General features: G+C 39.8%; 18 protein-coding genes. 9 read left to right on the top strand and 9 right to left on the bottom strand.

The genetic code is table 11. The features are described 5' to 3' along the window. The coding region (locus tag HR060_RS02625; protein ID WP_174198709.1) for an integrase core domain-containing protein at positions 1-209 on the top strand (209 nt) is incomplete at its 5' end. 39 nt (positions 210-248) lie between these two features. On the opposite strand, the gene yiaA is transcribed toward HR060_RS02625, so the two are convergent. The 3 genes from yiaA to HR060_RS02610 all read right to left on the bottom strand — a co-directional run bounded on the left by yiaA (position 249) and on the right by HR060_RS02610 (position 2,875). Further along, entirely contained in the window at positions 249-650 is a 402-nt protein-coding gene (gene yiaA, locus HR060_RS02620; protein WP_174198708.1) for an inner membrane protein YiaA, read from the bottom strand. 149 nt (positions 651-799) lie between these two features. Beyond that, positions 800-2,122 carry an alpha/beta hydrolase gene (locus HR060_RS02615; protein ID WP_174198707.1) on the bottom strand — a complete coding sequence of 441 codons (1,323 nt, stop codon included), beginning with the start codon at positions 2,120-2,122 and terminating at the stop codon, positions 800-802. A gap of 12 nt (positions 2,123-2,134) precedes the next feature. Continuing rightward, complete coding sequence (locus tag HR060_RS02610; protein ID WP_174198706.1) at positions 2,135-2,875, bottom strand: helix-turn-helix domain-containing protein; 741 nt, start codon at positions 2,873-2,875, stop codon at positions 2,135-2,137. A gap of 119 nt (positions 2,876-2,994) precedes the next feature. Between HR060_RS02610 and HR060_RS02605 the strand changes: the two genes are divergently transcribed. The 5 genes from HR060_RS02605 (at position 2,995) to HR060_RS19595 (ending at position 6,445) form a co-directional block, all read left to right on the top strand. Next, positions 2,995-3,321, top strand: coding sequence for a hypothetical protein (locus HR060_RS02605; RefSeq protein WP_174198705.1), 327 nt, complete (start codon positions 2,995-2,997; stop codon positions 3,319-3,321). Positions 3,322-3,330: 9 nt separating this feature from the next. Continuing rightward, complete coding sequence (locus tag HR060_RS02600; RefSeq protein ID WP_174198704.1) at positions 3,331-4,113, top strand: DUF2145 domain-containing protein; 783 nt, start codon at positions 3,331-3,333, stop codon at positions 4,111-4,113. Positions 4,114-4,264: 151 nt separating this feature from the next. Beyond that, positions 4,265-4,642, top strand: a complete 378-nt coding sequence (locus tag HR060_RS02595) for a response regulator (RefSeq protein ID WP_174198703.1) — start codon at positions 4,265-4,267, stop codon at positions 4,640-4,642. A gap of 79 nt (positions 4,643-4,721) precedes the next feature. Then, complete coding sequence (gene mltB, locus HR060_RS02590) at positions 4,722-5,708, top strand: lytic murein transglycosylase B (protein WP_174198702.1); 987 nt, start codon at positions 4,722-4,724, stop codon at positions 5,706-5,708. Next, positions 5,708-6,445, top strand: a complete 738-nt coding sequence (locus HR060_RS19595; RefSeq protein WP_174198701.1) for a septal ring lytic transglycosylase RlpA family protein — start codon at positions 5,708-5,710, stop codon at positions 6,443-6,445. Before mltB ends, HR060_RS19595 begins: the two co-directional genes overlap by 1 nt. Before the next feature lie 29 nt (positions 6,446-6,474). Here the strand turns inward: HR060_RS19595 and HR060_RS02580 are convergent, their stop codons facing one another. Genes HR060_RS02580 through HR060_RS02570 form a run of 3 tightly spaced genes read right to left on the bottom strand, consistent with a single transcriptional unit; the run spans position 6,475 to position 9,108 of the window. Then, positions 6,475-7,815 carry a hypothetical protein gene (locus HR060_RS02580; RefSeq protein WP_174198700.1) on the bottom strand — a complete coding sequence of 447 codons (1,341 nt, stop codon included), beginning with the start codon at positions 7,813-7,815 and terminating at the stop codon, positions 6,475-6,477. After that, positions 7,812-8,687, bottom strand: a complete 876-nt coding sequence (locus HR060_RS02575) for an ABC transporter ATP-binding protein (RefSeq protein ID WP_174198699.1) — start codon at positions 8,685-8,687, stop codon at positions 7,812-7,814. The genes HR060_RS02580 and HR060_RS02575 overlap by 4 nt, the downstream gene beginning before the upstream one ends. Before the next feature lie 13 nt (positions 8,688-8,700). After that, on the bottom strand, positions 8,701-9,108 hold the full coding sequence (locus HR060_RS02570; RefSeq protein WP_217434851.1) for a GntR family transcriptional regulator: 408 nt from the start codon (positions 9,106-9,108) through the stop codon (positions 8,701-8,703). A gap of 138 nt (positions 9,109-9,246) precedes the next feature. Between HR060_RS02570 and opgC the strand changes: the two genes are divergently transcribed. After that, complete coding sequence (opgC, locus tag HR060_RS02565; RefSeq protein WP_174198698.1) at positions 9,247-10,368, top strand: OpgC domain-containing protein; 1,122 nt, start codon at positions 9,247-9,249, stop codon at positions 10,366-10,368. On the opposite strand, the gene HR060_RS02560 is transcribed toward opgC, so the two are convergent. The 3 genes from HR060_RS02560 to bioH all read right to left on the bottom strand — a co-directional run bounded on the left by HR060_RS02560 (position 10,351) and on the right by bioH (position 12,540). Beyond that, a complete protein-coding gene (locus tag HR060_RS02560) occupies positions 10,351-11,394 on the bottom strand; it encodes a putative metalloprotease CJM1_0395 family protein (protein WP_174198697.1) in 1,044 nt (347 codons plus the stop codon). The two genes, opgC and HR060_RS02560, sit on opposite strands and share 18 nt — an antisense overlap. Positions 11,395-11,398: 4 nt before the next feature. Next, positions 11,399-11,638 (bottom strand): flagellar biosynthesis protein FlgE, encoded by a 240-nt coding sequence (locus HR060_RS02555; protein WP_174198696.1) that lies wholly within the window; start codon positions 11,636-11,638, stop codon positions 11,399-11,401. 137 nt (positions 11,639-11,775) lie between these two features. Then, positions 11,776-12,540 carry a pimeloyl-ACP methyl ester esterase BioH gene (gene bioH, locus HR060_RS02550; RefSeq protein WP_174198695.1) on the bottom strand — a complete coding sequence of 255 codons (765 nt, stop codon included), beginning with the start codon at positions 12,538-12,540 and terminating at the stop codon, positions 11,776-11,778. Between the two features lie 60 nt (positions 12,541-12,600). Here bioH and HR060_RS02545 point away from each other — a divergent pair, with 60 nt between their 5' ends. Continuing rightward, a complete protein-coding gene (locus HR060_RS02545; RefSeq protein WP_174198694.1) occupies positions 12,601-13,323 on the top strand; it encodes a ComF family protein in 723 nt (240 codons plus the stop codon). A gap of 69 nt (positions 13,324-13,392) precedes the next feature. Further along, the gene (nfuA, locus tag HR060_RS02540; RefSeq protein ID WP_174198693.1) at positions 13,393-13,989 is read left to right on the top strand and encodes a Fe-S biogenesis protein NfuA; all 597 of its coding nucleotides are present in this window, start codon (positions 13,393-13,395) and stop codon (positions 13,987-13,989) included. Positions 13,990-14,045 lie beyond the last annotated feature (56 nt).

The raw sequence follows: 14,045 nt of genomic DNA, 5'->3' as shown, positions 1-14,045 counted from the left end.
GTTCAATGACAGATGGTTATGACTGCTATCAAAATGCACTGGCTGAGAGAGTAAACGGTATTCTTAAAAACGAATACTTGTTAATGAAACCAAATAACCTAAATGAGGCAAGGGAAATGGTAAAACAATCAGTCGATTTATATAATCAACAAAGGCCACATTCGGCCTTAAAATACAAAACGCCCGATGAAATTCATCAGGCGTTTTAATCAAAAAAGTGTCAACCCATACTAGGATGGGTCACTCAGTTAAGCAATTTCTTGAGCTTGTTTATCTCTAATATTCTTTTGTGCGGTAACAGCAGCAAATAAACTCAGAATATAAGCCATGGCATAGAAGCCTTTTTCACTTAATAGTAAGTCTGCGTTAATTAAGCCAACGACCAGTAAACCTATTGCACTTATTGATGCGAACCACGCTAGGTTAGTGTACAGCTTAGAGGTTTTTACTTGTTCAGCTTGGTCTCGAATTGTTTTTTGTAGCGAGACGGTGGCGAATAAACCGTATAGTAAAACAATAAGATAATAACCTTTTTCATTTAGTAGCATTTGGGCATTGAATAGACCTATGCTATAAGCTGAAATGCCAGCTGCTAAAGCGACAATTGAAGCAACAAAATAAGTTTTTGTTGGTTGTTGTGTTGGGTTCATGATAACGCTCCTTTGTTCTTAATAAATATCAGCTTGTTGCTGATTGCTTGAGGAGCAGTATTGCCATTATTATCCTTTTGGTAAACCAAAAGGTTTGATGTCGACAAATGTAAGGCTAAAGGTATAGCTAGGCTATACCTTTTTGTTTGCTAATTAATAAATTGGTTGATTTGCTCAAGCATCGCAGAGTAATGCGGGTTATATGTTAAACGCGAGAATACAGGGTAGTGCTGTTTAGTGTCTTCAGTTAATTCACCTTTCACTGTGTATTGTGCACTTTTACAGTCACTAAATGCTTGGCTATCAATTGGGTAATGACCACAATTTCGGTAGTAACCTACAACGCCATAGTGTTCATTAGTCGGGGCGTTAATCAAGGCGGTGTGGGCGATATCCAATACGCATTTATCTTCACTTTGGCAGCTTTTATTGGCTGGGATTTGCTGCAGTTTAATACCTTTTAGCAGGGCTGGTTCGAGCTCATCACCATAATAAACAAGTTCAGTAGCTGAGTGGGGGTTAGCTCGGTACCATTCGTTGATTAATGTAATTGTGGCACTTGTTGAGATAGTTGAATCGTTTTGGGCTGCAAAGGTAAGCATAGGTACATTGTGGAAATAACGTTGATTACCCGCTTGCCCATTAACTCTGTTCATTAACGCGTGTACTTGTGCAGCCGCGTTATAAGGAAAGGATTCATATTTAGCAAAGTCAGTATCTGCAGATTGATCTATCCAAGTACTTAGCCAGCTCACGTACTGAGCCGCCCATGCCAAATCGCTTTTGGCTTTTGAAGCTGGTGACCACAGTAATATACCTTTTATTTGCTCTGATACTTGTTCTCTTGCCATTAAATAATCAAGTATTAATGCTCCACCTGTTGAAAAGCCACCTAAATAAACCTGTTGGTAATCGCTTAAACTACTTTCAATAGCAAAGGTGGTTGCCTGTTGCCACTCTGCTTTATCAAGCTCAATTAAGTCACTAGCTGCTGTACCATGCCCTGGTAACAGTAGAGTACGTACATTAAAACCTTGTTGATAAAAATGACCGGCTAAATCATGAAAATGATAAGGTGAATCCGTTAAGCCATGAATGAGTAAAACGACCTTATCTTGGTTATTTTGCTTTAATTCAAAAGGTGCAACTAGGTCTTTAACTGTTAATCCTGTTTCATCAGCAGATAAAATTGCGCTGATATCGGTTTTTATTGGACATTTAAAATCGGCTTGCGGATTTCGTTTAGCAATTCTTGCTTTTGCATAATTTAGGTAGTCGCTATAAGCATTTTGGCTTGTGTAATTAAATGGTGGTACAGCAATATCATTGGCAAATCGGTATTGACCTTGTTCGGCAAATATTACTTGTTGTTCGGCTTTTTGGTGGATGTGAATGCAGTCGATATTACTGGCCCAAGTAATGGGGCTGAATAAAATCAACATGATAAAACTATAGCGCTTGAATAATGACATCTGTTAATTCCGTTAGTTAGCTTGTCTTTTGAGTTGTTCAAATATAGGTAATTGCCAAGGTCTCATGGCGAGCAATAAGCCGATGTGTTGACGTTTGTTCAAAGGTAACTTCGCATCCTCCTGGTTGAGCATGGCTGCTTCTTGCATTAATAAGTTTAATTTTCGTTGAATGATCTCAATTGAACTCTCAGAGTACGTGCCTCTTAGATAAAACCTGAAGTCCCCTTCGTTATCAAATTTAGACTGCATAAACCGAGTGAGTACTTCTTTTTCCATAAACCTTTCGAGCGGTCCGTTTTTTCGCCATCTAAAGTCTTGAGAGATTAAGATCTTGTAGCGATTATTGGGCAAGAGTTGAATCATTTTGAGTTTATCTAACCTGGCTAGCAGTTGAATGCACTCAAATTGGTCGATTTGGTAATGTTCAATAATTTCCTCAAATTGCCAAGCATCTTTAACACAGACGGCCACTAATAAAAGTTTGTGATCACTGACGAGCTCTTGCTCTTGCTCTTCGGTTAACTCCGATATTTTTAATTTTTGCTGTTCCGCTAAATTAAATAAATCGGTTAACGATAATCCGATTACCTGACAGATTTGTGATAAACGATCGAGTGAGTAAGTTTGAGTGGAAAAAATACGCTTGATATTGGCCTCACTCATCTCAAGTTCGTTGGCCAGTGTTCTATAGGTAATTTTCTTTTCTCTCAGCAACTTCTTAAGTGTTTGGCTAATCTGGGTAATTTCACTCATGGTTTATAAATTTAATACTTTTGGTTGATTAGGTTTATACATTATTTGTTTAGGTTTACATAGTGGCTACCTGAAATTAATCTTTTCCTGCGTTCAACATGAATTAACAGGAAAAAATAATGAAAACTAAATTATCAATCATCTTATTAGCAGCTTGTTTAACCTCGACTTGCTCTTTTGCAAATGGCTCTATGGATAATAGCCAACAAGCATCTAAACACAGTGCATTAGCCGCCTCACACGGAACCAAAGCAAGTGTTCAAGTTGCAAGCGTTGCTTCTGCTGTGCCGCTAATTAGCGTTGGCAGTGCGGGTGTTGTGAGTGTTGCAGCTGGGGCAAGTATCATTGATGCAGCGGTTAGTAAGCCGCAACCACTAGAGGTTACTGAAATCACGATAACTGCAGACAGATCGCCTAAAGCCATGCTTGCTGACTGTGAAGAATAGGTCTTAATAATGCGTTATTTCTTTATCATCGCTTTTTTATCTTTGTTTAGTGTGACTAGTTTGGCAGGACAAGCTAGTCAGGCTGAGCAGCAATCTCAATTTAGTTCTGAACAGGTTATCGCTTTTGCTAAACAGGTTGAGTACCAAGCGGCTGAACAAGGTGCTCGTGCCTTTATTATTGCTCGTGTCGGCCAATCAGCAGAGTCTTTACCTGATGGCATTGCATTTACTCATACGGCAGTAGCCATTTATTCTCAATTGACCTTGGCAGATGGCGAGGTAGTGAATGGATATCAAATTTATAATTTGTATCAAAAAGCAACAAATCCGGCCAAGAGCCACCTAGTGAATGATTTCCCGGTCGACTTTTTTTGGGGAGCAGCAGAGCTCAAAGCGGGGATTTTAATTCCCATTCCGGCACTGCAGCAGCGATTGATTGAATTGGTTGCCTCTGGTCAACACCAGTCATTACACAATGAAAATTACTCGATTATTGCTAATCCGTTTAATGATAAATATCAAAACTGTACCGAATTTACCTTAGATATGATCAATGCCAGTATTTATCAAACTCTTAACGTTAAGCAGTTGAAAGTGAATGCAAAAAAATACTTTAAGCCACAAAGAGTGAAAGTTAGTCGGTTCAAATTAGCGATGGGAAATTTATTTGTTGACCATATCAGCACAGATGACCACTCAAAACGCCAAATTTATACAACTAGTTTTGGCAGCATAAAAAGGTATCTCGATGACAATGATTTATTATCTCAATCACTGATAATTAATGGCTAGGAGTCACTAATATGCAGCTTGGTTTTTTCAAATATCGCGTGTTGAAATATCTTATTATTCATATGCTTAATTAAATTGCAGCCTAGTCTTTACAAGGTTTAAAAGCTAAACTTTAATTACAGCGTTGGAAGGAAAAATAGGAGCTGCAGAAGTGACACGGATACTGGTAGTGGATGATGACTCCATGATGCATAAAGTCATCAAGTTCGCTTTGTGTGACCACATCAACTCACCTTATGAGTTGGATTTTGCTTTTAGTGGTGACGAGGCAAGAAAAAAATTTCATCAACATCGAGCTGACTTAGTCATTACTGACATTGTCATGCCAGATATGGATGGCTTTGAGTTAACTATATTTTTAAAAACATCAGATCCAGCTCCTTATGTTATTGTTATGTCGGGGACCAATTACGCTAATTTACATACAGCTGAGACGCTAGGCCCTGATTTTGTATTACACAAAGACGACTTAATCCCTAAATTGGCCAATGCACTGTCTGGTTTTAAAGCCAGTATGGCAATAAATTAAATCGCGATATTTTTCATTTCTTCATAGCTAATTAAATAAATCCGGTGTTAAGATTTGATCCGACATTTCGGAGCAAATTATGATAAAAAAACTTCTTATCGCCGGTTTGATGGCCGTAGGTTTTGCCTCTTCTCCTGCTATCGCCAACTCAGAGTCTCAATTCATAGACGACCTTGTAAATAATCACGGTTTTGAACGTGAATATGTGAAAACAACACTGGCTAAAGCCGCAGTGCAACAAGGTATCATTGATTCCATCACTAAACCTTGGGAAGCCAAGCCTTGGTATAAATATCGCACTATATTTTTAAAACCTGAACGCGTTGAAAAAGGTGTCGCGTTTTGGTTAGAGCATCAAGAAGCACTTCGTCGAGTAGAAAAAGAGCTAGGTGTTGATGCCGAGCTCGTTGTTGCCATCATTGCTGTTGAATCTTATTTTGGTCAGTACCTAGGAAAGCACAAAGTTTTAGATTCCCTTTACACACTTGGTTTTCACTACCCAAAACGCGCTAAGTTTTTCAAAAAAGAGCTGAAAGAGTTTTTCTTATTAAGCCGTGAAGAAGGCTTTGATATGAGTGAGCTCAAAGGTTCCTATGCAGGTGCGATGGGCTGGGGGCAATTCATCTCATCGAGCTATCGACATTACGCGATTGATTTTGACGGTGATGGTGTAAGAGATTTAATTAATAACCCTGTCGATGCTATTGGTAGTGTGGCTAATTATTTCAAAAAACACGGTTGGAAGCTGGATGCAGCAGTAACCGTCCCTGCTGAGGTCCAAGGCGAGCAATACAAGTCGGTACTTACTAAGGGCAATAAACCTAAACTGAAAGCAATTGATATATTGGCAAAGGGGGTCAATGTCTCAACTGATATCAATGCACAACAAAAAGCGAAATTACAGCCGCTTGAAATTGAAAATGGCGATGAGTATTGGCTGACGTTCCACAACTTTTACGCTATTACTCGATATAACCATAGCCCGCTTTATGCGATGGCGGTGTATCAGTTATCACAACAAATTGCTGCTCAAAAGCAACAACTCACAATGGCTAAGGCTAAATAATGCAAAAGCGAGTTACCTTTTTGCTCTGTCTGCTAATGGCTGCATGTAGTTCGACTAATAATAGTCGTTATGCGCTCAAGCAAGATATTGCGCCTGATCGCGTGCCAACAGAACAAGAGATGATAGATCCTATTCCTAAACACCTTACGCCAAGTCGAGGTGGTAACAAAGATTACCGAGTACTGGGAAAAGACTATCAAGTTATGCAGTCTGCAGATGGTTTTGTCGAGCGTGGTATTGCCAGTTGGTATGGTCGAAAGTTTCATGGTCATTTAACGTCAAATGGCGAGATATATGACATGTTTGCTATGACAGCAGCGCATAAAAACTTGCCTCTACCTACCTATGTTGAAGTGGTCAATCTAGATAATGGCCGAAAAGCTATTGTAAGGGTTAATGACAGAGGACCTTTTCACCCAGGAAGAATTATCGATTTATCTTATTCTGCGGCAACTAAGTTAGGTGTGACTCAGTCGGGTACCGCTAATGTCGAAATTCGCGCTTTAGCGACTCAGGCCGGCGGCTTTATCACACTCGAACAGGCGGATGATAGGACTAAACTTGAGCAAGCCGCAGTTGCTTTTAACTTGCTGTATCAGTTACCCACGCAAATAAGACAAACGGCTGATAATTATCAGTTATTAGTCGGCCCGTTTTCTCAAGAGCAAGAGCTGCAACAGAAAATAGAGCAATTCCAAAATTCTGGTTATCCAGCTAAACGTTACATTGAACAATAAAAAAGCAGGCGTTAAGCCTGCTTTTTATTTTAATACGCCGCCCATTCTACATCTTTACTGATAAATTGATGGTATTGCCACAAGCAGTACCCCGTTGTAATAGGGGTGAGAATAACCATCAAGTTGAGCATGATATCAGCGCCAAGAAAATCAATGCCCATTTGAGTAAATATCAATAAAGGTAAACAGGCCATAAAAAGAAAATACACTATTTTCTGACTTAGGTTTGAACGTTTTTGTGCAGTTGATAATGCTAACCCTAGATTAATTGATACTAAGCCAAATAGGTAAACGCTATACAGTAACCAATTGACTTCGCCTGTACTAAAAGCCGCTTGAATCGGTTTGGTTAACACCAGTATTAAAATAAAAGGCAGTAGCATGGCTATCAAGTAAAGCTTAACCACGTACTTTTTTGCTGATTTTTGATTGTTGGCGCGTGTACTCGTCAGCCATAGCTGGCTGATTAAGCTACGATTGCTTGTCGCAACATGAAAGGCGATACAATACACGCCGATCATGATGCAGCTAATGAGTGAGATAAATGCATATTGTGGGTCATTGTGTAATAACCCTGCGCTACCTGTGATGGCGATGATGATAATTGAAATCAATAACAGCGAGTGCACTATTAATGAATCGCGCCAAAATAAAGCGTATAGAATTGTGGTTGAGGGCGATTTTATTGATTTGAAAAACCAATTATCAACGCCCAAACCATTCGCATTATATTTTAAATTTTGCTGACAACTGGCAAGTGACATCATCGAATGCCAGTATTGAATACGACTCGCACTTTGATTCGCTTGGATATTTTGTTTTTTACTCAAATGCCAAGCAAATCCGCCCGTCATGGCCAACGCACTCAATATCAACAAACATATTGTTTCACTCGATTGTACTAGCTGATCAAGTTGCTCTGTATAGCCTGACTTTATCACTGTTGCAAACGCTAAACCGAATATCATCCAAAAACCAGCTTGGTAGACTTGATTAGGTAAAAACTGAGTCGCGATGGCAATTAATAAAAAGTTGAAGGTGAATAAAAAGCTCAGTTCAAAAGGCACACCTTTGTAATGATTGACCATTGAAAAGATAAAGGTGAGAAATAAGCTCGCCATCAAAACGCCAAGTTGGGCTACTTTAGGATAATTAGGTAAAACAAAGGCGTGTTGTTCGCAGTTAATCGCTTTGAGTTCTAATCCACATGTCGCTGCAAATTGGGCTAAAAAGCAGACGGTGACAAAAATACGCATTGAATAATGCATATCAGGTATTGCTGGTAAAGCGCATAAACCGATTAAGGCAACTAGGAAATAAAGCCAATTTGCTCTTAGCAAACGCTGACTAATACTCAATGTGGCTATCATTGCGCTATCTCCATGTATATTTGCTCGAGATCTAAGTCTTGTGCGTGTAGCTCAGCGTTGAACTGTGCTTTTATTTTATCGAGCTCTAAATCTGCTGCACCTTGAACAACGGCATTAGCAAATACTCCTTGTGCCTTATAGCTCAGCGTAGATGAAAATGGGCTAGTTTCAGGCATTTGTTCTGAGGCTTTGATGGTGATTTTTTTGACTTGTTCTTTTAACACATCCAAGGCACCTGAGTATTTTAGTTGTCCTTGGTTGATGATGACGACATCAGAAGCAACTCGCTCAAGGTCCGAAACAATGTGCGTGGAGAATAAAATAGTGGTTTCTTGCGCTAAGTTTAATTTGATTAGCTCTTGAATAAACTCTCGTCTGGCCAATGGATCTAAACTGGCAACAGGCTCATCTAAGATCAATAGTTCTGGTTGGTGTGCCAATGCATGCACAATCGCTAAGCGTTGTTTTTGCCCAAGTGAGATGTTTTTTATTTTCTCTTTGCCGTTTAATTGCCACATATCGAGTAATGCCTCTACTCTGTTGTGATCCCAACTTGGGTAGAAGCTTTTTTGGTATTGAATACTTTGTTCAATGCTCATCCATTCAAAGAAAGCAGGTTGCTGAGGTACATAACCAATTTTTGCTTTAGCCATAGCATCGAGTTGCCAGCTATTTTGACTAAATAGCTTAGATTCTCCGCTATCTAGGTTAAGCATCCCTAGCATGACTTGCATTAACGTTGTTTTACCCGCGCCATTTGGGCCTAATAAACCGATGACTCTGCCTTTAGGCAAATTTAAATCAATATTGTGAAGCACAGTTTTATCGGCAAAACGCTTACTTGCACCTTTTAATTCAATAATAGATTCCATGGTCATTCCTTAATTAAACTGTTTTACTCATTTGCTTGGCTAAAGCCGTCAATATGTCTTCTTGTGTCAAATCCAATTGCTTGGCTTGCATGGCCAGCTGCTCGATATTGGGCTGAATCAGCGCTAGGCGCGTTGCTAAATAATCACGCTCATTTTGTTGCTCTCTTGCCGCTACCGTCATGCCTTTGCCTCTTTCTCTGATGACTAGCCCTTGTGACTCTAATTGACCAAAGGCTTTGGATATCGTCATAGGATTGATAGAAAATTGTTCAGCAATTTTTCGTACAGAAGGTAACTTATCTCCTGTTTTCAATTGCTTAGCTGTGATTAAATGGGTTAATTGTTCAACAAGCTGGCGGTATATTGGCGTACCACTATGCGGGTCGAGATTAAGTTGCATCAAAATACTATCTATAGTCATTCGATTTTTAGTCTGTATTGGTGTATTAATTAACTAATACACTTAGTTTAGGGTGTATCATTTTTTAAACAAGTTCATTGTGTTCATTTCTTTGCGTTTTAAAGATGGAATAACAGCGAATTCAGATAAAGGGAAAATATGTCGAGAGTATTAGCATTAGATGGCCTCAGAGGTTGGCTATTAATTATCATTGCTTGCAACCATTTATTTGGTCAGTTTGTTTCTACATTTACTCGTGAGCCTTTTGGTTTTGTTTCTGCTGCAGAAGGGTTTGTCTTTTTATCTGGTTTTGTTGCTTACCTTGTTTACTCAAAAATTGACGATAAAGCCAAACAAAGGAAGAAAATTTGGCACAGGTGTGGAGTGATTTATTTATTCCACTGCATTTCATTGTTGATTGTCTATTGTCTCATTGCTTTGTGGCCAGTTTTCAAACCGGTTTGGTTAGAATTCTTATTGGTCAGTAATTGGTATCAAGACCCTACTTCTACTGTATTTCTAATTTTCAGTTTGTTAGAGCAACCAGGCTTTTTTGATATCCTGATCTTATATTTGTGGCCCATGTTCTTTTTACCTTTTGCTTTGCAATTATTAGCAAAAGGGAAATGGCTATTATTACTGGGTGCGAGTTTCGCTGTTTGGTTAGCTGCTCAGTTTTTACAACAAGATATTTTGAATCAACCTTTTTCACTGTTCTTTCCCGATTTAACGTTAAGGTTGAGCTATTTTGACCCACTTGCTTGGCAAGTACTTTTTTATTTAGGCGTAGTGTTAGCCTATTTGATAAAAACGCGACCACAAGTATTTGTGTTTCCACCTATTATCAAAGCAATCTTTATAGCTGTTTTTGCCAGTTTAATGTTGATTAAGCATATGCAACCAGAATGGTTCACTACATTTGCCAGTGCTGAGTCAAGGAAATGGCTGACGGGTAGTAATGACACGGTTCCTGTACTTCGCATTATTAATATTTTAGTTTTAGCCTATATGTTTAAGCTCTCTTTACCCTATTTAAACAAGCTTTATGAGCTCAGGTATCCTGTATTTTTAGGCCAGCATGCACTCGCTGTATTTGTATTTCACACTATGGTGATTTATTACTTGGGGCCAAGTGTTCATCAATATGTTAACGAAACTTGGTATTGGGATGTGTTGGCATGTATGGGGTTTGTGGCCTTACTCAGTATTCCTGCTTATTTGGATAGCCGTTATAAAATATGGCGTAAGCAGCAAAAATTAAATTTAAGCGTAAGCACTTAAATTATTTTGATTAGGTATGCTGTTGGTGTTGTAGAAACGTTGGATCTTCAAAGCTCGAGAGTTGATTTGAGGGTCCGATTGCTCAATGGTTTCAGCAAAGGTTGGCACAGATGGGCTGGTGTCTAGGGTAGGGATAAATTCTGCATCAAGCTCTTCTGCTTTCAGTGATGCACGTGCTTGAAAAGTAGGTACAGGTTGAACATTGATGCCCTGGCTTTGAATATCCTCGGCTTTAATAACTTGTGCTACGTTTTGTGCCTCGGTATTTGCTTGCGTAGTTTGTGCGTTCTCAACTTGTGCATCAGCGGATAGCCGCTCAACGTTCTTTTGTAAAACTTCTTGACGAGCAGCTTGCTGTTTTTGAGCTGCTTCTGCGGCTACTTTTCTATCTTGATTAGATGGTTCTGCTGGGGCTAATGCAGCGCGTTGCACTTGCTCCATTTTTTGAACGGTTGCTTGTGGGTCGTTGGGTACCTCAGAAACATCTATTTTGACTTCTCCACCGACCGCATAATTCTTGCCATCAGGACCACGCTCGTAATCATAGCTGGGTGAACCCGCATATTGACCACCTGCATTAGCATGGGCTTGTTCGTGAACACGTACTTCCTGATCTCTGGCTTGCAGTTCTGCAATTTTTTTCAGTTCAGCTTCTGTAAATTGCTGGTTCGATTGTTGTGAACTTTGCTGTGCTTGTTCTGCTAACTCTCGGCCCTGACTTTGTTGGTCAGTTGGATTACCGTCTTGTTGGCTTGTTTCACCTTCACTTGCGCTATTTAGGTTATTCGCAAAATCAGCTGTATCTCTGTTTTGTTTTTGCGCTTTGATGTAATCATAAGTGAGGGGAGCTTGCTTGGTTGAAGCTTGCTCGTTTTCGTTATTAAGCCCTTTTTCTGCATCTCGTTTTGATGCTTGTTCAGTTTGGCTAATTAACTCGCGCGCAGCTTGTTGCCTTTGCGCCGACTCTGTTTGCGGGTTAGCAAAGTTGAGATTTAAGTTAACAGGGAACTGAGTAACAATATTCATCGAATTAAACGGTAATATCCAAAATAGTGCCTAACATATCGCTTCCAGCTTGTATCGATTTGGCGTTTGCAGCGGCAAGATTTTCATTTTCGACAAGTGAAACCAGGTTTTCGACAGTAGATGGTGCATTGGCAGGTGTGTTACCTGCTGACTCTTTAGCAATGTTTGCACTAGCTTGAGTGACACCATCAGAAGCCTTTTGAAAGCCTTGAACACCAGCATAAAAAGCATTTTGAATTTGCATAACGACCTTACCCTATCTCATTACTGCTCAATTTGGGATAGCTAAAAACGGGTACACTTGTACCTATATACCAATGATTATCGTCTAAAAAGCGAACAATTTAAAGTGTCTGAATAGAATCACTCTAGATAGATAACTTACTGATTAGTGCTTTTGGTTATAAATTGTCTAATACTCGCTATAAACTCTGTTTTGTCTGACAAGAAAGGCGCATGAGAGGCATGTTTAAACAGTAGGGTTTGTGCATTGGGTTGTAGAGCTGAAATGAAATCGATTGCTTTTGCTGGTACCAACGAATCGAGCCGGCCATAAATTCTTAAGGTTGGCTGGGTGATATCCGCTATTTGGTTTCGCAAGTCGACTTGTTCTAGTAAAACTAGGCCCCCTTTTAAGGCTGACAATGCCGGGTTAGGGTAAGTCATTAAGAGGGCTTTCAGCGCCTTGATGTCTTGCTTAGCCGTTGGGCTTCCCATTGCTTGGATCGCTAAAAAGCGCTCTAACGTTTTACTGTAGTCACTTGCAAGCTGTTGCTGAAAACCTGCTAAAACTTTAGGTTTAATGCCAGGCCAATCGGTTTGTTTTTTTTCTGCAAAGCAAGGAGAAGATGCTACACAAATAAGGCCTGTTACCAATGCTGGATAATGCAGAGCAAAGTATTGTGCAATTAAGCCTCCCATAGACCAACCAATGAAAATACCGGGTTTTTCGATTGTTTGTTCCATTTGCTGGCAAATATTTTCCAGACTAAAAGGGGTTATTATCTCTTCGCTGGCTGCGCCAAACCCGGGAATGTCTAGTGTCACAACGTCAAAATCATCTGTCAGTGCTTGCGTAACAGGTTGCCATACTGCTTGATTCATTCCCCAGCCATGGATGAAATAGAGCGTTGATTTATTTGCCATCTAGATATTCACTACTTTGTTCTACACTCTACTTACACGGCTCAATAAACCGAGATGCAAATGAGTGATTGGTTCGAAAAATTAAGGAAACGAGTATATCCGATTTTGATGCCATCGCCTTGCACTTTATGCGGTGATGCCGAGGCAGATGACGCTTTGTGTCCCATTTGTATCGAAGATATTTTCAATAGCCCCAGTTACCTTGCATTTGCCGATTTAAAAGAGGTACCTAAATTAGCGTCGGTTATGGAAATGGATACACTTGATCACATATATGTGGCATTTAATTATCAATGGCCTATTTCAAAATGGATTAGCGCTTACAAATATCAACAAGTCATGCACTATGAGTCGGTATTAAACACAATTTGGCAGCGGGCTTTGACAAAAGACTTTGATGTGGGGTTAAAAAGCGATGAGCAGGTTGTTATCACTTATGTCGCCAGCGATTGGTTAAGGTTATGGCAAAGAGGCTTCAATCAGTCTTACATTATGGCGCAATTTGTTGCTGATAAAATCGGCAAGCCTTTAAACGATTTATTCTACCGGCAAGTCGGTGTGGCGCACCAATCAGGGCAGGGGGCAAAAGCGAGAAGAGCTAAGCACAATGCTTATCAAGTAAGAGCAGAGCAAGTGGCGAATATCGAAGGTAAACATATCTACCTCGTTGATGATGTGATCACCACAGGCCAAACGCTGAATCAATTGGCTTATTTACTCAAGCAACAAGGAGCGATAACCGTTACTGCAGTTGTCTATGCTTGGGCTAATGAATCGCTATAGACTGGTCAGTCGGCAAACAAAAGAGTAGAATAACAAAATATCCTAGTTATTTAGTCAGGTACTTTTTCGATGTCTGAACAAAAATTATTTATCTCAATTTCTGAAACTGCGCAAAAACACTTTGCCAAATTATTAGAAAGCCAAGACGAAGGTACGTGTATTCGTGTATTTGTTGTTAATCCTGGTACGCCAAATGCTGAATGCGGTGTTTCGTATTGCCCAGCTGATGCTATCGAAGATAAAGACATTCGTTTAGATTACGAATTCGTTAACGCAGTAGTAGACCCTGAAAGTGCGCCTTTCTTAGAAGAAGCTGAAATCGATTTCACTACTGACCAAATGGGCTCTCAACTTACGTTAAAAGCGCCAAACGCTAAAATGCGTAAAGTGGGTGAAGATGCGCCATTGCGTGAGCGAATCGAATATGTACTTCAAAGCGCGATTAATCCTCAATTAGCTAACCATGGTGGTAAAGTTGATTTAATGGAATTAACAGATGAAGGTGTTGCAGTATTGCAATTTGGCGGTGGTTGTAACGGTTGCTCTATGGTTGATTTGACTTTAAAAGAAGGTATTGAAAAGCAATTGTTAGAGCAGTTCCCGGGTGAATTAACAGGCGTTAAAGATATCACTGAACACGAACACGGTGACCACTCTTACGCTTAATCGGTTTAACGTGTTAAAAAATAAAATATATAAATTGGGTGCTTCGCCAAAGCGAA

It is taken from the genome of Marinifaba aquimaris, assembly GCF_013328345.1.
In the GTDB taxonomy this organism is placed as follows: Bacteria; Pseudomonadota; Gammaproteobacteria; order Enterobacterales; family Alteromonadaceae; genus Marinifaba; species Marinifaba aquimaris.
This window is presented reverse-complemented; position numbering and strand designations above follow the sequence as displayed.